The sequence below is a fragment of the Mesorhizobium sp. ESP7-2 genome, assembly GCF_020164715.1.
Taxonomy (GTDB): Bacteria; Pseudomonadota; Alphaproteobacteria; order Rhizobiales; family Rhizobiaceae; genus Mesorhizobium.
This window is the reverse complement of the sequence record NZ_JAIUGQ010000014.1, coordinates 46020-66379: the sequence shown is the minus strand read 5'-3', so window position 1 is coordinate 66379 and position 20360 is coordinate 46020. Positions and strand designations below refer to the sequence as shown.

Here is a 20360-nt window from a genome sequence, read left to right as displayed (position 1 = left end):
GCATGGTCCGGGCGGAGAAAATCACGTCGGTCAATCGACCTGCACGGCGACCACCGCGGCGCAGTCGCCGGCCTTGACTAGGCCAGGGAAATGCCGCGCTGTCAGCATGCCCGACATTTTCGCCCGGATTTCCTGCGGCGCAACGCCGGTGCGGCCGGTGGAATGGATGCGGGCGAGCACCGCGCCTTCTTCGACGGGCTCGCCGAGATCGACCATGGTTTCGATCATGCCGTCGTCCTCGGCGAAGCAGAAGCAATCTCCCGACGGCATGTCCAGCCACTGGGTTTTGCCCGCCTCGACCGCCCCGGCTACGATGCCGGCATGACGCAGCACGTTGAGGATGCCGCGCCGGGCGATCCGCACCGTCTCGGCTCGCGATGTGCCGCCGCCGCCGAGCTCGGTGGTGACGAAGACCTTGCCCATCTCTTCGGCCGCCGTGTCATACATGCCGATCGCATCGATCTCGGTCATGCGCATCGAGAACGGCGCCGAGAATGCCGCCACCGCGGCAAAGGCTTTCTGCTCCAGCGCCTTGTCGGACAGAGTGTGGGCGGCGCAGAACGGCACGAAATCCAGCGTTTTGCCGCCGGAATGGAAGTCGAAGACGATGTCGGCGCGGGGCAGCAACTCGCGTTGGAAGTAATCGGCGATCTTCTGCGTCACCGTGCCGTCCGGCCGGCCGGGAAAGCTGCGGTTCATGTTACCCTTGTCGATCGGCGAGGTGCGCGTGCCGGCCCGAAAAGCCGGATAGTTCATCGCCGGCACGATGATCACCGTGCCGCCGACCTGGCTGGGATCGAGCGTGCGGGCGAGTTCGTAGAGCGCCAGCGGCCCTTCATACTCGTCGCCATGATTGCCGCCGGTCAGCAGCGCTGCCGGCCCCTTGCCGTTGCGGATGACGCAGATCGGGATCATCACCGAGCCCCAGGCCGAGTCGTCGCGGCTATAGGGGAGGCGCAGGAAACCATGCTGGACGCCGTCGCGATCGAAATCGACGGTCGGTGCGATCGGCGACGGGCGAAGACTGGACATCGGGCTCAATTCTTCACCACCAGCTTGCGCGGCACATTGGCCAGGCACTCCACACCGGTTTCGGTGATCAGGATGGACTCGGTAATCTCCAGTCCCATCGTCTCCAGCCACAAACCGGTCATGAAATGGAACGTCATGCCGGGCTTGAGCTCGGTGCGATCGCCGGGGCGCAGGCTCATCGTGCGTTCGCCCCAGTCCGGCGGATAGGAAATACCGATCGAATAGCCGGTGCGGTTGTCCTTAACGATACCGTATTTCTTCAGCACGGCGAAAAAGGCATTGGCGATGTCCTCGCAGGCATTACCCGGCTTTGCGGCGGCAAGGCCTGCTTCCATGCCTTCCAGCGTCGCTTTCTCGGCATCGAGGAATTCCTGCGTCGGCTTGCCGAGGAAGACGGTGCGCGACAGCGGGCAATGGTACCTGTTGTAGCAGCCGGCGATCTCGAAGAACGTGCCCTCGCCCCGCTTCATCGGCTTGTCGTCCCAGGTCAGATGTGGCGCCGAGGCGTCCGCGCCTGACGGCAGCAGCGGAACGATCGCGGGATAATCGCCGCCGATGCCGTCGACGCCGCGCGTGCCGGCATCATAGATCTCAGCGACCAGATCGCATTTGCGCATGCCGACTTCGATCTTGTCGAAGATGCGCTGGTGCATCGCCTCGACGATGCGGGCGGCCTTGCGCATATAGTCGATCTCGGTCGGGCTCTTCACCGCGCGCTGCCAGTTGACCAGCGCGGTGGCATCGACGAAGCGTGCGTTGGGCAGATGCTTCTGCAAAGAGGCGAAGGCGGCGGCGGAGAACCAGTAATTGTCCATCTCGACGCCGATGGTGAGCTTGCCCCAGCCGCGGTCGGTCAGCACGCTGGACAGGAAATCCATCGGATGGCGCTCGGTCGATTGCACATAATGGTCGGCGTAGCCGACGATGTTGTCGTGAGCGAGATAGGCGGTGCGCTTGGCGCCGTTGGCGTCCTGGCCACGGCCGTACCAGACCGGCTCGCCCGACGGCGGCACGATGACCGCCTGATGGACGTAAAACGACCAACCATCATAGCCGGTCAGCCAGGCCATGTTGGAGGGATCGCTGATAACGAGGAGATCGACGCCCTTCGCCTCCATGGCTTTCCGCGTCTTGGCGAGGCGTTCCGCATATTCGCTTCGCGAGAATCTCAGGTTCGGTTGCATTTTGTTGGTCCTCGTTTGTTAGGGCTGGAGCTGTTTCAACTCCGTTGAATCGGGCTCCAGGCAGTTCTTTTTGTCGAGCATGATCTGCAGGGAAAACCGGTTGCCATTGTTCCGGATCATGCTCCTGCGGCCGGCATCAGCTTTCAAAAATCGTTCCGGCTTTCGCGGCCAGCGCGCGGTCGCGGGCGAGCGTGGCGATCGCCGTATCCTGCACGCCGGTGCCGGTAAGATCGGCGATGGTGATGTCGCTGGTCGAGCGCCGGCCGTGCTTCGCGCCGGCGATGATCTGGCCGAGCTCGGTCACATCCGTCTCGGCCGGCATCACGCCCGCCGCGATGGCATGGTGCAGTTCGCCCAGGCGCCGCGTCTGCTTCGCGCTGTCGGCGACATAAAGATCGGCCATGCGCAGGATCGCCGGCGCGATCTCGTTCTTGTGCTCGGCGTCGGACCCCATGGCGGTGATGTGCTGGCCGGCCGAGACAAACCCTGCCTTGATCAGTGGTTCGGTCGACGGCGTGGTGGTGACGATGATGTCGGCGCCGGCAACAGCGTTGGCCGCTTCGGGTTCGGCGCGCACGTCGATGCCGAGCTTTTCGCGCAAGGCGGCCGCGGCAGTCTCCGCCTTGGCGGCATCGCGCGCCCAGATTCGCGCCTGCGTGATCGGCCGCACCAGCATCAGGGCTTCCAGCTGCAGCCCTGCCTGGACGCCGGCACCGAAGATCGCGGCGACGGATGAGTCCGGTCGCGACAAGTGTTTGGCCGCTACGGCTCCGGCGGCAGCGGTGCGAACGTCGGTCAGATAGCCGTTGTCGAGCAGCAAGGCCTCGACCAACCCTGTCTCCGATGACAGCAGCACCATCATGCCGTTCACGCTGGGCAGGCCGAGCTTGGGATTGTCAAAGAAGCCGGGGCTGATCTTGATGGCGAACCCGTCGATACCAGGCACATAGGCGGTCTTCACATCAACCTCGCCGCGATGCTGCGGAATATCGAGCCGCAGGATCGGCGGCATCGCCACCGGCAGCGTGGCAAGCGCGCGGAAGGCATTTTCGACACAGGCGACGGCATCGAGATCGAGCGTCACGATTGTGCGCAGTTCAGCTTCGGTGAGGATTGTCATTCTGCTCATGCGGCGCGCTCCGAAATCGATGGTATCTCCCCGCAGACGACCTTCCTGTGCAGTTCCATGTCGATGTTGCGGCCGGAAAGCAGAACCACCACCGGCCCCTGCACCTTGACCTTGCCGGCGAGCAGCGCGGCGATGCCTACCGCACCTGCTCCTTCGACGATCTCGCGTTCCTGTTCATAGGCATGGCGAATGCCGGCGGCGATTTCGTCCTCACTGAGCAGGATGACATCGTCGAGCAGGTCGCGGCACATGGCGAAGGTCAGCCGGTTGTCGAGGCCGATGCCGCCGCCGAGCGAATCCGCCAGCGTCGGCAGTTCCTCGGCCAAGACAGGGCGGCCCGCATCGAGGCTGGCCTTCATCGCGGCGCCACGTGCCATCGACACGCCGATTATTTTTGTGCCGGAGTTAATGCCTTTGATTGCGGCAGCAACACCGGAGGCCAGTCCGCCACCGGAGAGCTGCACCAGGACGAGAGCGGCATCCGGGACCTGCTCCATCACCTCCAGTCCGAGCGTGCCCTGGCCGGCAATGATGGCCGGATGGTCGAAGGGCGGCAGCATGACAAGCCCCTCCTCCGCCACCAGCCGCTCGACCTCCTGCTGGGCGTCGTCCTGGCTGTTGCCGACAATACGGATTTCCGCGCCGAGGCGGCGGATTTCGTCCAGCTTATTCTTGGGCACCAGTCGAGACATGCAGATCACCGCACGCATGCCCTCCAGCTTGGCCGCGTGGGCGAGCGCGCGGCCATGATTGCCGGTCGATGCCGCAACGACGCCGCGCGCCTTCTCCTCGGCATCAAGCGAAGCGACGGCGTTCGAAGCGCCGCGCAGCTTGAAGCTGCCGGTGGTCTGGCGGTGCTCAAGCTTGAGATGAACCGGGACGTCCAGCCGTTCGGAGAGATTCGCCGAAAGCACGACCGATGTGCGCTCGATCTTGCCGGCAATTCGCTCGCGGGCGGCACGGATATCGCCAAGGGTTACTGTCGCCATGATCGTCAGTCGCGCGACAAGGGCAGCGTCATCAGACGGCCGAATTCGGGATGGGCTGTCTCATCATTGCAAAGGCGCAGACAATTCCAGGCCGTCGCCTGGTTGCTGGTCACCACCGGGCGGCCGGTCGCCTGCTCCATGCCGGAGACCGCGAGCGCGCCGCGCAGTGCTGTGCACGACACGAAAAGCGCATCGGCCTGCGGATGCATTGCCTGGCGTGCGAGATCGACAAGCGTCGCCGGGGCGATGCGCGCCATCTCACGGTCGTCCTCGAAGCCGAGACAAGTGAAGCTTAGGATTTCGAAGCCACGTTCGGCGAAATAGGTCGCCATCGGCCTGGAGGTTTCGGCCGTATAGGGCGTGAGGATGCTGATCCTGCGCACGCCAAACGCATTCAGCCCGCTCACGCCGGCCATTGTTGGTGTCACGACGGGCACGCCTGGCTTGGCGGCCTTGATCGCAGCCTCGACCTCTCCATCGCCAATCACAACCGAGGCCGACGTGCAGGAATAGCAGATGGCGTCGAGCGGCTCATCGGGCAGGATCAAGGCCGCGCCCGCCGTTAGCGCCGGCTGCATCTTGCGCAGATTCTCAGGCGTCGTCGGATTGGCGTAGGGAATGCGGGCGACGTAGACGCCGATCCGTTCGCTCGCCACCATGCGGCGAAAATCCGGCTCGGTCGTATGGTCGGTGGCCAGGATGATCAGGCCGACACGCCGCCTCAGCGGGCGGTCATCGAGCGCTGGCCGGTTGGGTGCCACTTTGATCTCGGGCAAGGGCTTCATCATTTATCTTTCAATCTTGCCGTAGCGGCGTTCCAGCCAGCGCAACAGTACGACCGAAATCAGGCTGATGGCGAGGAAGAAGGCACCGACCAGCGTGATCGGCTCGAGGTAGCGATAATAGGTGTTGGCGACGCTTTTTGCCTGGTTCATCAATTCAAGCACCGTGATCGCCGAGAGCAGCGGCGTCTCCTTGAACATGGCGATGAAGTAGTTGGCCAATGCCGGGATTATCGGCGGAATGGCCTGCGGGATGATGATGTGCGTCCAGGTCTGCCGGGCGCTGAGATTGCAGGCCTTGGCGGCTTCCCATTGGCCACGCGGTACATTGTCGATGCCGGCACGGTAAACTACCGCCGTATAGGTGCCGTAGTGCAGGCCGAGCCCGATGACGCCGGCGACCAGCGGCGGCAGCAGGATGCCGATGTCGGGGAGCACATAGAAGATGAAATAGAGCTGCACCAGGAGCGGTGTGCCGCGGATGAATTCGGCCACCCAGCCAACGGTGCGCGACACCGCCTTGTTGGGCGAGCGGCGCGCCAGCGCGATCCCCAACCCGACGATCGCCGCCAGCACCGAGCCGAGCAGCGTCGCCAGGATGGTGATCTTTACCCCCTGGATCAGCGTCGGCAGGATCTGCCGGACAAAATCCCAATCCCAATCCATCAGCGGGCCCAATTCATCGGGAATGCTTTGGCCATCAGACTCGTACTCCGTCGAGGCCGCGCGCCATGCGGCGTTCCAGCGAGCGCACACCCCACGAGATGAGCAGCGCCAGGATGAAATAGATGACGAGGATGGTGGTGAACGGCACCATGGTGTTGCCGGTCTGGGAGCGCACCACCTGTGCCTGGAAAGTGAGGTCGGCGAGCGAGATCAGCGAGACCACGGATGTCGCCTTGAGCAGCTCGATGGCATTGTTGCCGAAGGTCGGCAGCATCACCAGAAACGCCTGTGGCAGGATGACGTGGCGCATCCCTTGCCAGCGGCCCAGATTGAGCGCGATGCAGGCCTCATGCTGTTCGCGGCCGATCGATTGCACGGCGCCGCGCACCACCTCGGCGGCATAGGCTCCGACATTCAAGCCCAGCGCCAATACGCCGGCCTGCAGCGGAGTCAGTTCGAGACCCAGCAAGGGCAACACGAAATAGGCGAAGAACAGCTGCACGAAGATCGATGTGCCGCGGAAGAATTCGATGTAGGCCGTCGCCAAGGCCCGCAGCGCGAAGAAGCGCGACAGGCGCCCCAAGCCGGCCAGAAAGGCCATGATCAGGGCCAGCACCGATCCCATCAGCGTCAGCTCGATGGTGACAAGCGCGCCCTGCAATATCAGGCCGAAATAGCCGGACCACTGGGTCATTGAGTTTCCAACGTTTGTAGTACTAGGCATCTTCTCCCCGTTTACGGGGAGAAGATGCCGGCAGGCAGATGAGGGGCAGAGCTAGCCCGGCAAACCGGGCGCCGCCCCTCATCCGGCCCTTCGGGCCACCTTCTCCCCGTGAACGGGGAGAAGGCAAAAAGAACGGCTACTTCGCCGCGCAGAGTTTTTCGCGCGTGGTGGACATCGCCGCCGCCGCCGAGAAGCCATAGGGCTCGATGATCTTGGCGAACTCACCCGACTTCTTCATCTTGGCCAGTTCGACATCATAGGCATCGCGCAGAGCCTCGTCGCCTTTCTTGAAGGCAGCGCCGTCGCAATAGACCGGCGCGCCCTGCACCGGGGCGATGACTTCGAGGTTCGGATCGGCGGCCTTCTTCATCAGATCATTGATCGACAGCACGGGCAGCGAATAGGCATCGATGCGGCCGTCCTGCACCATCTTCAGGCCGCTTTGGCCATCCGGTACGACGATGACACGTTCGCGTGGCACGCCGGCGTTGAGCGCCAGCTTCTCCTCGGTGCCGCCGCCGGGCGCGCCGATGGTGGCGGACGTGTCCTTGGCGACATCCTCGTAGCTCTTGAAGCCCTTCGGATTGCCTTTCTTTACCAGCATCGCCTCGGCGTCGCAGAGCACCGGTTCCGAATAGGCGACCGCCGCGCAGCGCTCCGGCTTCATGAACAGGCCGGCGGTGACGACGTCGAAGCGGCCAGCCTGCAGGCCGGGGATCATCGCGCCATACTCAGAGATCGAGGCGACGATATCGGCCACTCCGAGTCGCTTGAAGATTTCGCGCGCCACGTCAGGCGCGGCACCAGACACCTTGCCGTCGGCGGCGACCGCCGTATAGGGCGGCTCGTTGGCGATGGCGACGCGTGCGAACCCTTGCGCCTTGAGTTGTTCGAGCTTCTTGTCCGCGGCCGAGCCGATGCTCGACGTCGCAAGCACCGCCGTAATTGCAAGGCCCGCGACGCCGGCCAGAATGCCAAGTTTCTTCATGTTCCCAACTCCTTGTTCTTGTTTTGGTTTGCGTGACTTCAGGACGGCTTAGCCGCCTTTGACATGCGGTCAGACACGGTGTCCGGCCGCGATGATCTTCTTCAGGAACCCTTGCGTGCGTTCCTGTTTGGGATTGCGGAAAATCTCGTCAGGCTTGCCTTCCTCGACTATTCGGCCGCGATCGAAGAACAGCACCCGGTCGGCGAAGTCGTGGGCGAAACCCATCTCGTGCGTGACCAGCAGCATGGTCATGTCGGTCTCCGCGCAGAGCCGCCACAAGACGTTGAGCACTTCCTCGACCAGTTCCGGGTCGAGCGCCGATGTCACCTCGTCGAACAGCATGATCTTTGGCTGCAAGGCGAGCGCGCGGGCGATCGCCACGCGCTGCTTCTGGCCGCCGGACAATTGGGCCGGCATCGCCTTCGCCTTGTCGGCCATGCCGACCATCTCGAGCAGTTCCATGGCCCGCTTCTCGGCAGCGGCGCGCGGCGTGCCCTTGGTCAGCATCGGCGCCAGCGTCACATTGTCGATGACGCTCTTGTGGGGAAACAGGTTGAATAGCTGGAAGACCATGCCGGTCTTCTGGCGCATCCGCGCCAGATGGCGCTCATCGGCCGGCAGCAGCTGACCGTTGCGCTCCATATGGTAAAGCTGCTCGCCGTCGATCTGGATATGACCGCCGTCGATGCGCTCCAGCGTCATCAGGATGCGCAGGATCGTCGTCTTGCCTGAGCCGGAGGGGCCGATCAGCGCCAGCTTCTCGCGCGGCATGACCTGCATCGAGAGGCCGTCCAGAACCTTGAAGCTGCCAAAGCTCTTCGAGATGCTGTCGACCTTGATGATGGGTGCGGATGCGGACAAATGAATTTCCCGTGCTGGAGAAGCCTGGTGCCCTTAACGATGCGGAACGTGCCAAATCATGTCAATTGGGAAAATAATATCATGACAATTATTCTGATTGCGCACATTTTCCAGTCAATCACAGCCGGCTTTTTGGGCATGCCCTCGCCCCGGAACCACCTGACACTTTTGGACGCCATGCTCAGATTGCGAGCAGCAAATGCTCCGGATCGCCAAGCAAGAGCTTGGTGACAACGCCGAGACCGGCGCGCAGTTCCCCCTCGGTGGTCGAACCCAGCGAGATGCGCACCGCCGGATGCCAGGGCGCATCCGAAATGCGGAAGGAGGTGCCCGGCGCAATGGCCACACCCTGCAGCCGGGCCTGGGCGACAAAGCTCTCCTCGGAACGGTCGGCCGGCAGTGGCAGCCAGATATGCAATCCGTCGCGATGGGCACGGTAGTCGACGCCGGCCAGCACCTCTGCCGCGATGTCCTGCCGCCGCCGCAGCGCCACGCGTTGCCAGCCCACCAGTTCCATCGCGGTGCCGTCGGCCACCCATTTGGTGGCGATCTCCGCAACCATTGGTGTCGCCATCCAGTTCGAGACGAGATGCCGGTTGGCAACGGCCGCGACATAACGATCGGGCGCCGCGAGATAACCTATGCGCAGGCCGGGCACGGTGATCTTGGTGAAGGAGGTGACGTAAAGCGTCCGCTCCGGCGCGAAAGCGGCGACCGGCGGCGGTCGATCCTCGACCAGCGGGCCCAGCACATCGTTCTCGATAATGGCGATGTCGTGCTTGCGCGCCACCGCCGCGATCTGCTCACGGCGCGCCGCATCCATGAGCGTTGCCGTGGGATTTATGACGGAAGGCTGGACGAACACGGCGCGGATGTCGGAAAGCCGGCAGGCCTCGTCCAGCGCTTCCGGAATCAAGCCGTTTTCGTCGATCGGTAGGCCTTCGAGATTGAAGCCGAGATAGCGGGCGAGCGGCACCAGCGTATGGTGGCCGATCGCTTCGGTGGCAACGGCGGAGCCCGGCGGCGCCACGCTCATCAGCGCCACCGTCATGCCGGCGGTGGCGCCGTTGGTGAGGCTGATATTCTGCGGGGAGGCATCGAGGCCGCACTGTTTCAGCCATTCGACGGCCACGGCGCGGTGGCGCGGGAACACCATGTTTGGCCGGAACGACAGAGCCGAACTCGACGGCAGGTTTTCGGCGAGCCAGCCCAGTGCCTGCTTCATCCGCTCCAGATGCATCGGCTCGCAGACCGGCTTCAGGATCGAGAGATCGATGACTTCGCCCAGGCGCTCGGGCAAATAAGGCGGCTCCGGCTCGCGGCGCTGCGTCTGGACGAAGCTGCCGCGGCCGATCTCGCCCGAAATCAGGCCGCGCCGGATCAATTCCTCGTAGGCACGGCTGACCGTCTGCACCGAGAGCTTCAGATCGTCCGCCAGCCTGCGATGCGTCGGCAGCCGCGCGCCGTTGGCAAGGCGTCCGTCATGGATGGCGCGTGCGAACTGATCGGCCAACGATTGATAGGCTGGCCGCCGGATGAGCGTTGGATCGGGTTGCCACAATGTCATGACTTATTAGAGATCGAAATCAGTGCAATTGACAATCGAAATAATGCGCCGTCATGGTACGATCGACGAAAAAGTGAGCGCTGATGACTGCTGCGAAACTCGACCCGATCGACCTCAAAATCCTGGACGCCATCCAGCGTGACGGACGCATCACCAAGCTGGCGCTGGCCGAGCAGGTCGGGCTGTCGCCGACACCGTGCTGGATGCGGCTGCGCAAGCTGGAAAAAGCCGGCATCGTCTCGGGTTATCACGCCCGGATCGCCATGCGTGTCGTGGCACCTGTCGCCACCGTGCTGATGGAGGTGACGCTGGCCAGCCACCGCCAGGCCGATTTCGACCGCTTCGAGCGCGTCATCCGCGACATCCCCGAGATCGTCTCCTGCTGGTCGGTGGGTGGCGGCGTCGACTATGTACTGAAGGTGATGGCGCGCGACATCGACGCCTATCAGCGGCTCGTCGACGGCCTGCTCGAACGCGAGATCGGCATCGACCGCTACTTCACCTACATCGTCATCAAGACGGTGAAAGACGATATCGTGCTGCCGATAGCCGACCTGTTGCCGGCATCGACATAGCGCCGGAGAAATGGGCTGCCCCCTCGGCGCAATAGAGAGATTCTCTCTGCGGCCAGGCATCCAAACAGCCTCTCTGTCTGCCAGTGATGGATAGTCTCCCCGCATCAAACCGAACCGGGAGGCTTCGACCATGTCCGCGCATTTTGCCCGCTCGCATCGCCACGAAGCGCTCGACCGGCTCGCCGACCGCCGATTGCTGCGCGAGCTTGCCTATATCGACGGCCATTGGACGGCGAGCGAGGCGGCCGAGAGTTTCGAGGTCACCGATCCGGCGACCGGCACCACCGTCGCCTTCGTCGCAGCACTCGACAGCCGGCAGACGACAAAAGCCATCGACGCCGCTGCGCGCGCCTTTCCGGCGTGGCGGGCGCTGTTGCCGCAGGAGCGCTCGAAAATCCTGCGAAAATGGTTCGAGCTGATTATAGCAGCGAAAGACGACCTGGCCCTGCTGATGACGCTGGAACAGGGCAAGCCGTTGAAGGAGTCGCTCGGCGAGATCGGCTACGCCGCCTCCTTCATCGAATGGTATGCGGAGGAAGCGAAGCGTCTCAACGCCGAGAGCGTCACCAGCCACCTGCCAAACGCGGAAATGATGGTGCGGCGTGAGCCGCTAGGCGTTGTCGGTGTCGTCACGCCGTGGAATTTTCCATCGGCCATGTTGACGCGCAAAGCGGCCGCCGCGCTTGCCGCCGGCTGTACCATCGTTGCGCATCCCTCCTCGGAGACGCCGCTGTCGGCGCTGGCGCTGGCCGAACTTGGCGAACGCGCCGGACTGCCCGCCGGCGTGTTCAACATCGTTACCGGCAAGGCCGCGACGATCGTCGGACGCATGTGCGAAGATCCGCGCGTACGCGCCATGAGTTTCACCGGCTCGACCGAGATTGGCCGGCTGATCGCCGCGCAAAGCGCGCCGACGATGAAGCGGCTGGTCATGGAACTCGGCGGCCACGCGCCGCTGATCGTCTTTGCCGATGCCGATATCGACAAAGCGGTGACCATCGCCATCGACGCCAAATTCGCCACCTCGGGCCAGGATTGCCTCGCCGCCAACCGCATCTATGTCCAGCGTCCGCTCTACGACCGCTTCTGCGCCGCTTTCGCCAGACGCATCGAGGCGCTGCGAGCCGGCAACGGCCTCGCCGACGATATCGACATCGGGCCGCTGATGCATGAGCGCGCCGTCAAGAAGGTCGAAGAACAGGTCGCAGACGCCGTAGCCCTTGGCGCGCGCTGCCTTGCCGGCGGCAAGCGGCATCAGGCCGGGCCGCTCTTCTACCAGCCGACACTGCTGGCCGATGTCGCCGACGACGCACTGATCATGCGCGAGGAGACCTTTGGCCCGGTCGCGGCCGCCACCCCCTTCGACGACGAGGGCGAAGTCATCGCCCGTGCCAACGCGACCGAATACGGCCTGGTCGCCTATGTCGTGACCGAGAACGGCGCCCGCCAGCAGCGCATGGGCCGCGCGCTCGACTATGGCATGGTCGCCATCAACCGTGTGAAGATCACCGGCGCGCCGATCCCGTTCGGCGGCGTCAAGCAGTCCGGTATCGGCCGCGAAGGCTCGCGCCATGGCCTGGAGGCCTTCACCGATCTCAAATATCTATGCCTCGACGTAGCGTAGGCCACACCGGAATTTTGAAGGAGTAAAAAAATGCTCGACCAGTCCAACGAACTCGCCGCCTGGGATCGCGACCATTTCTTCCATCCCTCGACCCATATGGGCACGCACGCGCGCGGTGAATCGCCGACGCGCATCATGGCCGGTGGCGAAGGCGTCACCGTCTGGGACAACAATGGCAAGAGGAGCATCGACGCCTTCGCCGGTCTCTATTGCGTCAATGTCGGCTATGGCCGCCAGAAGATATCAGATGCCATCGCGACCCAGGCGAAGAACCTCGCCTACTATCACGCCTATGTCGGGCACGGCACCGAGGCCTCGATCACGCTGGCCAAGATGATCATCGACCGCGCGCCGAAGGGCATGTCGAGGGTCTATTTCGGCCTCTCCGGTTCGGATGCCAACGAAACCAACATCAAGCTGATCTGGTACTACAATAATGTGCTGGGACGCCCGGAGAAGAAGAAGATCATCTCGCGCTGGCGCGGCTATCACGGCTCGGGCGTGATGACGGGCTCGCTGACCGGGCTCGACCTGTTCCACAACGCCTTCGACCTGCCGCGCGCGCCGATCCTGCACACCGAGGCGCCCTACTATTTCCGCCGCGCCGACCGCTCGATGAGCGAGGAGCAGTTCTCGCAGCATTGCGCCGACAAGCTCGAGGAGATGATCCTCGCCGAAGGGCCCGAAACGGTAGCCGCCTTCATCGGCGAGCCGATTCTCGGCACTGGCGGCATCGTGCCGCCGCCCGCCGGCTATTGGGAAAAGATCCAGGCGGTGCTGAAGAAGTATGATGTGCTGCTGGTCGCCGACGAGGTGGTGACGGGCTTCGGCCGACTGGGCACGATGTTCGGCTCCGACCATTACGGCTTGACGCCCGACCTGATCACCATCGCCAAGGGCCTGACCTCCGCCTACGCGCCGCTGTCGGGGGTCATCGTCGCCGACAAGATGTGGCAGGTGCTGGTGCAGGGCTCCGACAAGCTCGGTTCGCTCGGCCATGGCTGGACCTATTCGGCGCATCCGATCTGCGTCGCCGCCGGGGTCGCCAATCTCGAACTGATCGACGAGATGGACCTGGTGCGGAATGCCGGCGAGACCGGCGCTTATTTCCGTGCCGAACTGGCCAAGGCCGTCGGCGGTCACAAACATGTCGGCGAGGTGCGCGGCGACGGCATGCTGGCGGCAGTGGAATTCGTCAGGGATCGCGACGATCGTGTCTTCTTCGATGCTTCGCTCAAGATCGGGCCGCAGATTGCGACGGCCCTTGCCGCAAGCGGCGTCATCGGCCGCGCCATGCCGCAGGGCGACATCCTCGGCTTCGCGCCACCGCTATGCCTGACCCGCGAGGAAGCCGACATCGTGGTGGCCAAGACCGCCGATGCCGTAAACAGCGTATTTGCCAATCTCTGAGACCGACCGATGAATGCCATCACCCAAACCCTCCCCGCCACCATGGCCGCCGTGCTGCTCACCGGGCACGGCGGACCGGAAAAGCTCGTCTACCGAACCGATGTCAAAGTGCCTGCCCCCGCTTCAGGTGAAGTGCTCATAAGGGTCAGCGCTTGCGGGATGAACAACACCGATGTCTGGGTGCGTCAGGGCGCCTATGGCACCGAGGAGGATGCGGGCGCGGTGTCGACCTGGCGAAGGCAGGGCAATACGCTGACCTTCCCGCGCATCCAGGGAACCGACACTGTCGGCACCATCGTTGCCGTCGGCGAAGGCGTTTCTCCCGATCGTATCGGCGAACGGGTGATGGTCGATTTCTCCATCTACAACCGTGAGGACGATTCACTCGCCGACATCGACTATATGGGCCATGGCCGCGACGGCGGTTATGCCGAGTATCAGGCTGTGCCGGCCGACAACGCGCATGTCGTCGACACCGACTTGAGCGATATCGAACTCGCGACCTTCTGCTGCGCCTACCTTACCGGCGAACAGATGCTGGAGCGCGCTGGCCTGAAGGCTGGCGAGCGCGTGCTGGTCACCGGCGCCTCGGGCGGCGTCGGTTCCGGCATCGTGCAGCTGGCGCGGGCGCGTGGCGCCATTCCCTATGCCGTCGTCGGCAAGGGCAAGGAACAGGCTGTGCTCGACATCGGCGCCGAGGCCGTCATCACCCGCGGCGTCGCGGACCTGCCGCAAGCCGTGACCGAAGCGACCGGCGGCCAGTCGATCGACGTGGTCGCCGATCTCGTCGGCGGCGCGATCTTCAACGACCTGCTGCGCATCCTGCGGCCCGAGGGCCGCTACACCACTGCCGGCGCGATTGCAGGCCCGGTCGTCCAGCTCGACCTCAGGACCATGTATCTCAAGCAGCTGCAACTGCATGGCTCGAGCCAGGGCACGCGCGCCGATTTCCGCCGCATCGTACGCTACATCGAGGAGGGCAAGATCCGGCCCTTGGTCGGCGGCGTCTACAAGCTCTCCGATTTCCACCACGCGCAAGCCGATTTCGTCGCAAAGGATTTTGTCGGCAAGCTGGTGGTGGTGCCCGACGCTGTCGCGGAGCGATCGGCGTAGTCGCAAAAATCCTGGTCCAGCATGGGTGAAGGACCGCAGCGCACCTTCGCCGCAGTCCGTGCGCTCGTCAGCCCGCTCGACGACGATCGTGAGATGAGCGCCGACATGACGCGGGTCGCCCGTATGGTGGCCGTTCCCCGGGACTGAGAGTTCCGGCTTATCGCTGGAAAGGTCCCCTGAGATTGAGGTTCTCGGCCAGAAGGCAGAAGCGGTCGATCAGCCTGACAAGCGCCTCACCCTGTTCGGCGACAATCTTACCGCGCTCGGACTGCGGCGTGTCAGCCAAGATCCTCCACAACCGGCTCTGCCGATCACAGACATCCGCCAATTCAGCGCAGTCGTTGGAGGTCAATTTCAAAAGATGATCCGCAGTCACCGGTCCGATGCCTGGAGGCGTGGTCGCTCCAAACGAAAGATAGCCTGGCGGCACGGTGCCTTTTGCGTTCACCACCGTCTTGCGGCAGAGGACATCGAATATCTGGTCGACGGCCTGCTTGGCGCCGGCGACGCGTGAAGGATGGTCCGTGTCGGCCGCCGCATGCGGCAGAAGCTCGAGCCTGGCGCCATGCTTCCCGACCAGGCCGAGATAGGGCAGCATCGGACCGGACAAGCTGCCGGTCGAGGCATCCCTGAACAGGTCGGCATCAATGGCGGCATGACGTAACCGGCCTGTATTCAGAGCCTCATCAAGAGCTTCGATGTCGACAAGCTCGCCGCGATCGTAGTTGACCAGCACCGCGTCCTTGTTCATGCGTGACAAGATGTCCGCGCCGATGAGCCCGGCATTGGCGTAGCGGCCGGTCTGCGCATCCTGCTTGCCCAGGCCGACATGAACGCTGAGCACATCGGCGCCTTCAGCCGCGTCGGCGAGGTCCGCCGCATAGGCAAAGCCCTCGGCTTCTATCCAGTCCCGATGCCGAGGCCGCGCGTGGATCACCACGCGCATGCCGAAGGCGCGGGCAAGCTTGGCGACCTCCCTGCCGATATTGCCGTATCCGATGATCGCGATCGTCTTGCCTTCGAGCTTTTCGGTCGGGAAATCGCGCAGTTCCCTGCCTGTATCGAAGGCGCCGCGCGCCACCCGGCTTTGAAGCAAGTCCACCGGGAGATCCGGCAGCACTTTCAGGATCGCCTTCATCACCATCTGCGCCGTGGCGCGGCTGTTGATGCCGGGCGTGTTCATCAGCACGGCGGTGCCGCCCTCGCCACTGCCGCCGCCCCATGAGCGCGAGCCCATATTGCCGGTGCCGGCGCCGATCCGCACGCCGGCCAGCGGAAAGACGGTCTCGGCCGGCAGGAAGGTGGCGGCGGCAATGACGGCGTCATAGCTTCTGTCGCCGGCGGCTTCGATCAGCTCTTCGCGAGTGCTGAGATCCGGCTGGTAGAAAAAATGAACGCGCCCACGTTCGAGAGCGGTCTTGTCGCCAAGTCCGGTCGCATGAAAGCGGCCGCCCTTGGCTTCGATATGGGCACGCACCTCCGAAGGGTCGGGTTTTCCGTCAGCATCGAAGCGCAAGCCGATCAGATCGCAGATCAGAACGGCGTAGGCGCGTTGCGGATCGATCGACTCAACGGCGTGTGTGTCTGTGGTCGCGGTCACGTCGTTCCCTCATGCAGGACGGAAGCCTACTGGTAGAGCAGGCGCTGAATAATCAGAACCTATCCGCCCAGAGAGGCGCGGGGTCGATCACCGGCGGCAGACCAGCGGCGAGTTGCGACACGCTCTTGCCGGTGACCGCACCGCCGATCAGTTCTTGATGGCCATGCTCGAGATGGCACCCGGCACCGCCTTTCAGGTACAGTGCGATGGCGCCATTGGCCCCTTGAACGGGCCAGCCGGACGCGCGTAAAATCGCGCTATCTGATTGAGTCTGCTACATTCGTTCGGGCTAATGTCCGGATTGGTCTGGGTATTTCCTTGCACACGGATGCAACCAGCGCGGCCAAGCGCGGCAAATCATTTGCCCATGTGGCCGAAGCCTCCTGGGGCAAGGGCCTCAGCACCTTGCTGCGCATCGTGCGCATGACGCTGCGCCATCCCTGGCAGGTTGCCATCACCCTCGTCTCGACCTTTGTCGCCGCGACGCTGCAGCTCTTCATTCCGCGCCTCTTGGGCCGCGCTATCGATCAGGCTCAAGGCGTAATGGCGGCGGGTGCCGGCACTGCGGCCGAGCAGGCGCTATGGAATACCGCGCTGACGCTGCTGCTCGTCAGCATCCTGCGCGGCCTCTTCACCATGGCGCAGAACTACTATGGCGAGGCCGTCGGCCATCAGACCGGCTATGAGCTTCGGCTCGCCTTCTACGAGAAGATCCAGCGACTGAGCTTTTCCTTCCACGACAAGGTCCATACGGGCGATCTCATCACGCTCGGGCTGCTCGATCTCGACGGCGTGCGCATGTTCTTTTCCACGGGCATCCTGCGCGTGGTGCTGCTTGGCGTGCTGATCGGCGTCGGCGCCTATCTGTTGATCAGCACCGACCTTGTGCTCGGGTTGTTGAGCCTCAGCTTCGTACCATTCGTCGCCTGGCGCTCCTCGGTGACGCAGCTCCGACTGCGCAGCACCTGGCTGACGCTGCAGGAGCGGCTGTCGGTGCTGAGCCGGGTGATGGATGAGAATCTCGGCGGCATTCGTGTCGTGCGCGCCTTCGCGGCACAGCGGCATGAGCTGGCAAAATTCGACCGCGCCAAACAGGATGCGCTGGACCTCGCCAATGAGCGCGTCGACATCCGCGTCTCAAACACCAGCGCCATGAACTTTTCGTTCCTGGCCGCCATGGGCCTGGTACTCTGGTTCGGCGGCCAGAAGGTGATCGCGGGCCAGATCAGCGTCGGCACGCTGGCCCAGTTCCTCACCTTCATGACCATATTGCAGATGCCGGTGCGCCAGCTCGGCCTGATGGTCAACTCCTTCGCGCGCGCCTCGACCTGTGGCACGCGGCTGTTCGAACTCCTCGATACGGAGCTCGACATCGAGGACGCGCCCGATGCCAAAGATCTGGTCATCACCGACGGCGTGCTGCGGTTCGACAATGTCGGTTTCCGCTACGAGGGTGCGGGCGAGCGCCCAACGCTTTCCGGCGTTTCCTTCGAAGCCAGGCCTGGCGAGACCGTCGGCATCGTCGGTCCGCCAGGAAGCGGCAAGTCGACCATCGCGCATCTGATCCCACGCTTCTACGACGTGACCTCAGGCGCGATCACCATAGACGGACAGGACATCCGCGAGGTCACGCTGCAGTCGCTGCGTAAGGCAGTCGGCGTCGTCCAGCAGGACGCATTCCTGTTCACCACCTCGATCGAGAACAACATCGCCTATGGCAATCCTTGGGCGCGCGAGACCCGCATCGGTCAAGCTGCCGAGTATGCCCAGCTGCACAACTACATCATCGGGCTTCCGGCCGGCTACACCACGGTCGTGGGCGAACGCGGCGCGTCGCTTTCCGGCGGCCAGCGGCAGCGCCTGACCATCGCGCGCAGCCTGATGCTGCGGCCATCGGTGCTTGTCTTCGACGATTCCACCGCGGCCGTCGACGCCGGCACAGAGCAGCGGATCCGGGCGGCGATGAAGCGCTTCGCCAGGGATCGCGTGACGCTCATCATCTCGCACCGGCTGAGTTCGCTGATGCATGCCGACCAGGTCCTGTTCGTCGAGAGCGGCCGCATCGTGGAACGCGGCACGCATGAGGAATTGCTGGCGCACGGCGGACGCTACCGCGCGCTTTACGACCTGCAGCTGCGGCCGGACGACGATCGGCTCGAGGGAGCCGCCTGATGTCGACGCAGAACGACGACGAGAAGGAAGACAAAAGCGGACGCCCGACCAAAGCGGTCGTCGGCTCGCACCGCGACGAGGAAGAGGTCTTCGGCAAGGCCTACGATCCGCGCATCGTCAGGCGCATCTGGAGCTTCGTCAGACCATATCAGGGCCGGATTTTCATCTCGGTCGCCGCTGTGCTGGTGTTCACGCTGACGCAACTGGCGATCCCGCTGGTCATCCGCTACGCCATCGATCACGGCATGGCGCCAGGCAGGCTCGACCGTTCGGTGATGATCTCCGCGATCGCCGCTTTCGCCGTGATCATCCTCATCAACTACGCCGCCAGCCATGTCCAGGAGAGCGTCGTCGGCAAGGTGGCCGAGAACGTGCTGTCTGACCTGCGTCGCGCCATGTTCAGCCATTTGCAGCGGGTCTCCCTGGGCTTCATGGACAGGACCGAGGTCGGACGGCTGATGTCGCGCCTGCAGGGCGACGTCAATTCGATGCAGGAATTCCTCGAAACATCCGTCATGTCGGTGGGTGACATCGTGCTGTTGTTCGGCATCGTCACAGTCCTTTTGTGGCTCGATTTCCGGCTCGGGCTGCTGACGCTGTCGACAATGCCGATGCTGTTCATCGTGCGGCTGTTCTGGCTGCCGCGCGCCAAGGTCGCCTTCATGGCCGCCCACGAGACCAACTCCATCGCCAACGGCGCGCTTGCCGAGGGCATCCATGGCGTGCGCACCGTGCAGAGCCTGGAGCGCCAGCACGTCAATTTCGACCTCTATGACGAGAAGGTGCTGGCCAATCTCAACGCCCATCTGCGGTCGGCGAGATACGCGCAGGTGATGGTGCCGATCGTCGACACGTTGACCGGCATCGCCATGGCGACAGTCATCGTCGTCGGCGGGTCGATGGTGCTGTCGCATAGCCTCGACATCGGCGTCATGGTGGCGTTCCTGTTCTACATCCAGCGCTTCTTCGACCCGATCCGCTCGCTCACCATGCAGTACAGCGTCATGCAGCGCGCCATGGCTTCGGGTCAGCGCATCTCCGAAGTGCTCGACGTACCCGTGGATGTCAGCGACAAGCACGGCGCCATCGCACTGTCGCGCGACATGGACGGCTCAGTCGAGTTCAGGAACGTCACCTTCGGCTACCGGCCGAACCAGCCGGTGCTGAAGAACATCTCCTTCCGCGTCAATCCGGGCGAGACAGTCGCGCTTGTCGGCCCGACCGGATCGGGCAAGTCGAGCTCGATGGCGCTGGTGCACCGCTTCTACGATGTCTGGTCGGGCGAGGTCCTGGTCGGCGGCCATGATGTGCGCGAGCTGACGCAGGATTTGCTCGGCGACCAGGTGGCCATGGTGCTGCAGGAGCCGTTCCTGTTCTCCGGCACCGTGCTGGAGAACATCCGCTATCACAAGACTGGAGCCAGCCGCGAAGAAGTGGTGCGCGCAGCACAAGCCGTCGGCGCGCACGACTTCATCGAGGACCTGCCCGACGGCTACGATACCGAACTCGAGCAGCGCGGCGGCAATCTCTCGCTCGGCCAGCGCCAGCTGATCAGTTTCGCGCGGGCGCTGGTGGCCGACGCCAAGATCCTCGTGCTCGACGAAGCCACCGCCAGCATCGATTCCTACACCGAGATGCTGATCCAGAAGGCGCTGATCAAACTGCTGGAGGGCCGCACCGGACTGGTCATCGCGCATCGTCTGGCCACCATCCGCGGCGCCGACCGCATCATCGTGCTGCAGAATGGCGAGATCGTCGAAAGCGGCAACCATGAACAGCTGATGAAGAGGAAAGGTCTTTACGCCCGCCTCTACAACATGAACTACGCTTCCTTCGACGACATTTCCGAGGAACAGATGGGAATGGACGCTTCGGTCGGCAAAGCGACGTGAGCCGGTGCCGGCAGCGTGCGAACGGACGGATCGCCTGCTGCCTCCGACAGGA

Annotated in this window: 17 protein-coding genes; 6 read left to right on the top strand and 11 right to left on the bottom strand. The window is 63.8% G+C overall.

Translation table 11 applies throughout. The annotated features are described in order from the left end of the window. Positions 1 to 30: 30 nt before the first annotated feature. The 10 genes from doeB to LB543_RS15805 all read right to left on the bottom strand — a co-directional run bounded on the left by doeB (position 31) and on the right by LB543_RS15805 (position 9922). Positions 31 to 1032: a N(2)-acetyl-L-2,4-diaminobutanoate deacetylase DoeB gene (doeB, locus tag LB543_RS15850; protein WP_140757777.1), complete on the bottom strand. Its 1002-nt coding sequence runs from the start codon at positions 1030 to 1032 to the stop codon at positions 31 to 33. Positions 1033 to 1037: 5 nt separating this feature from the next. Next, on the bottom strand, positions 1038 to 2216 hold the full coding sequence (doeA, locus tag LB543_RS15845; RefSeq protein ID WP_224614706.1) for an ectoine hydrolase DoeA: 1179 nt from the start codon (positions 2214 to 2216) through the stop codon (positions 1038 to 1040). 136 nt (positions 2217 to 2352) lie between these two features. Beyond that, the gene (eutC, locus tag LB543_RS15840; protein WP_224614705.1) at positions 2353 to 3345 is read right to left on the bottom strand and encodes an ectoine utilization protein EutC; all 993 of its coding nucleotides are present in this window, start codon (positions 3343 to 3345) and stop codon (positions 2353 to 2355) included. Next, positions 3342 to 4334: a hydroxyectoine utilization dehydratase EutB gene (gene eutB, locus LB543_RS15835; RefSeq protein WP_140757780.1), complete on the bottom strand. Its 993-nt coding sequence runs from the start codon at positions 4332 to 4334 to the stop codon at positions 3342 to 3344. Before eutB ends, eutC begins: the two co-directional genes overlap by 4 nt. Positions 4335 to 4339: 5 nt before the next feature. After that, the gene (eutA, locus tag LB543_RS15830; protein WP_224614768.1) at positions 4340 to 5119 is read right to left on the bottom strand and encodes an ectoine utilization protein EutA; all 780 of its coding nucleotides are present in this window, start codon (positions 5117 to 5119) and stop codon (positions 4340 to 4342) included. A 3-nt stretch (positions 5120 to 5122) separates the two neighbouring features. Beyond that, positions 5123 to 5782: an ectoine/hydroxyectoine ABC transporter permease subunit EhuD gene (ehuD, locus tag LB543_RS15825; protein ID WP_224614704.1), complete on the bottom strand. Its 660-nt coding sequence runs from the start codon at positions 5780 to 5782 to the stop codon at positions 5123 to 5125. Between the two features lie 34 nt (positions 5783 to 5816). After that, positions 5817 to 6476, bottom strand: a complete 660-nt coding sequence (ehuC, locus tag LB543_RS15820) for an ectoine/hydroxyectoine ABC transporter permease subunit EhuC (RefSeq protein WP_140757782.1) — start codon at positions 6474 to 6476, stop codon at positions 5817 to 5819. 166 nt (positions 6477 to 6642) lie between these two features. Beyond that, positions 6643 to 7494 (bottom strand): ectoine/hydroxyectoine ABC transporter substrate-binding protein EhuB, encoded by an 852-nt coding sequence (ehuB, locus tag LB543_RS15815; protein WP_140757783.1) that lies wholly within the window; start codon positions 7492 to 7494, stop codon positions 6643 to 6645. A gap of 69 nt (positions 7495 to 7563) precedes the next feature. After that, positions 7564 to 8355 (bottom strand): ectoine/hydroxyectoine ABC transporter ATP-binding protein EhuA, encoded by a 792-nt coding sequence (ehuA, locus tag LB543_RS15810; protein ID WP_027145205.1) that lies wholly within the window; start codon positions 8353 to 8355, stop codon positions 7564 to 7566. A gap of 181 nt (positions 8356 to 8536) precedes the next feature. After that, complete coding sequence (locus tag LB543_RS15805) at positions 8537 to 9922, bottom strand: PLP-dependent aminotransferase family protein (protein WP_224614703.1); 1386 nt, start codon at positions 9920 to 9922, stop codon at positions 8537 to 8539. Positions 9923 to 10005: 83 nt separating this feature from the next. Here LB543_RS15805 and LB543_RS15800 point away from each other — a divergent pair, with 83 nt between their 5' ends. The 4 genes from LB543_RS15800 (at position 10006) to LB543_RS15785 (ending at position 14644) form a co-directional block, all read left to right on the top strand. Beyond that, complete coding sequence (locus LB543_RS15800) at positions 10006 to 10497, top strand: Lrp/AsnC family transcriptional regulator (RefSeq protein ID WP_224614702.1); 492 nt, start codon at positions 10006 to 10008, stop codon at positions 10495 to 10497. Between the two features lie 130 nt (positions 10498 to 10627). Beyond that, complete coding sequence (locus LB543_RS15795; RefSeq protein ID WP_224614701.1) at positions 10628 to 12121, top strand: NAD-dependent succinate-semialdehyde dehydrogenase; 1494 nt, start codon at positions 10628 to 10630, stop codon at positions 12119 to 12121. A gap of 30 nt (positions 12122 to 12151) precedes the next feature. Continuing rightward, positions 12152 to 13531 carry an aspartate aminotransferase family protein gene (locus tag LB543_RS15790; RefSeq protein ID WP_224614700.1) on the top strand — a complete coding sequence of 460 codons (1380 nt, stop codon included), beginning with the start codon at positions 12152 to 12154 and terminating at the stop codon, positions 13529 to 13531. A 9-nt stretch (positions 13532 to 13540) separates the two neighbouring features. Continuing rightward, entirely contained in the window at positions 13541 to 14644 is a 1104-nt protein-coding gene (locus LB543_RS15785) for an alcohol dehydrogenase family protein (RefSeq protein WP_224614699.1), read from the top strand. Between the two features lie 157 nt (positions 14645 to 14801). Here LB543_RS15785 and LB543_RS15780 read toward each other — a convergent pair whose 3' ends face one another. Continuing rightward, positions 14802 to 16244, bottom strand: coding sequence for an NAD(P)-dependent oxidoreductase (locus LB543_RS15780; RefSeq protein WP_224614698.1), 1443 nt, complete (start codon positions 16242 to 16244; stop codon positions 14802 to 14804). A gap of 318 nt (positions 16245 to 16562) precedes the next feature. Here LB543_RS15780 and LB543_RS15775 point away from each other — a divergent pair, with 318 nt between their 5' ends. After that, positions 16563 to 18416 carry an ABC transporter ATP-binding protein gene (locus LB543_RS15775; RefSeq protein WP_224614697.1) on the top strand — a complete coding sequence of 618 codons (1854 nt, stop codon included), beginning with the start codon at positions 16563 to 16565 and terminating at the stop codon, positions 18414 to 18416. Further along, positions 18416 to 20308: an ABC transporter ATP-binding protein gene (locus LB543_RS15770; protein ID WP_224614696.1), complete on the top strand. Its 1893-nt coding sequence runs from the start codon at positions 18416 to 18418 to the stop codon at positions 20306 to 20308. The genes LB543_RS15775 and LB543_RS15770 overlap by 1 nt, the downstream gene beginning before the upstream one ends. The last annotated feature ends 52 nt before the right edge of the window (positions 20309 to 20360 follow it).

Bases quoted from the DNA above. Each gene is read 5' to 3' on its own strand.
- doeB (WP_140757777.1), bottom strand. From the start codon at position 1,032: ATGTCCAGTCTTCGCCCGTCGCCGATCGCACCGACCGTCGATTTCGAT.
- doeA (WP_224614706.1), bottom strand. From the start codon at position 2,216: ATGCAACCGAACCTGAGATTCTCGCGAAGCGAATATGCGGAACGCCTC.
- eutC (WP_224614705.1), bottom strand. From the start codon at position 3,345: ATGAGCAGAATGACAATCCTCACCGAAGCTGAACTGCGCACAATCGTG.
- eutB (WP_140757780.1), bottom strand. From the start codon at position 4,334: ATGGCGACAGTAACCCTTGGCGATATCCGTGCCGCCCGCGAGCGAATT.
- eutA (WP_224614768.1), bottom strand. From the start codon at position 5,119: ATGAAGCCCTTGCCCGAGATCAAAGTGGCACCCAACCGGCCAGCGCTC.
- ehuD (WP_224614704.1), bottom strand. From the start codon at position 5,782: ATGGATTGGGATTGGGATTTTGTCCGGCAGATCCTGCCGACGCTGATC.
- ehuC (WP_140757782.1), bottom strand. From the start codon at position 6,476: ATGACCCAGTGGTCCGGCTATTTCGGCCTGATATTGCAGGGCGCGCTT.
- ehuB (WP_140757783.1), bottom strand. From the start codon at position 7,494: ATGAAGAAACTTGGCATTCTGGCCGGCGTCGCGGGCCTTGCAATTACG.
- LB543_RS15805 (WP_224614703.1), bottom strand. From the start codon at position 9,922: ATGACATTGTGGCAACCCGATCCAACGCTCATCCGGCGGCCAGCCTAT.
- LB543_RS15800 (WP_224614702.1), top strand. From the start codon at position 10,006: ATGACTGCTGCGAAACTCGACCCGATCGACCTCAAAATCCTGGACGCC.
- LB543_RS15795 (WP_224614701.1), top strand. From the start codon at position 10,628: ATGTCCGCGCATTTTGCCCGCTCGCATCGCCACGAAGCGCTCGACCGG.
- LB543_RS15790 (WP_224614700.1), top strand. From the start codon at position 12,152: ATGCTCGACCAGTCCAACGAACTCGCCGCCTGGGATCGCGACCATTTC.
- LB543_RS15785 (WP_224614699.1), top strand. From the start codon at position 13,541: ATGAATGCCATCACCCAAACCCTCCCCGCCACCATGGCCGCCGTGCTG.
- LB543_RS15770 (WP_224614696.1), top strand. From the start codon at position 18,416: ATGTCGACGCAGAACGACGACGAGAAGGAAGACAAAAGCGGACGCCCG.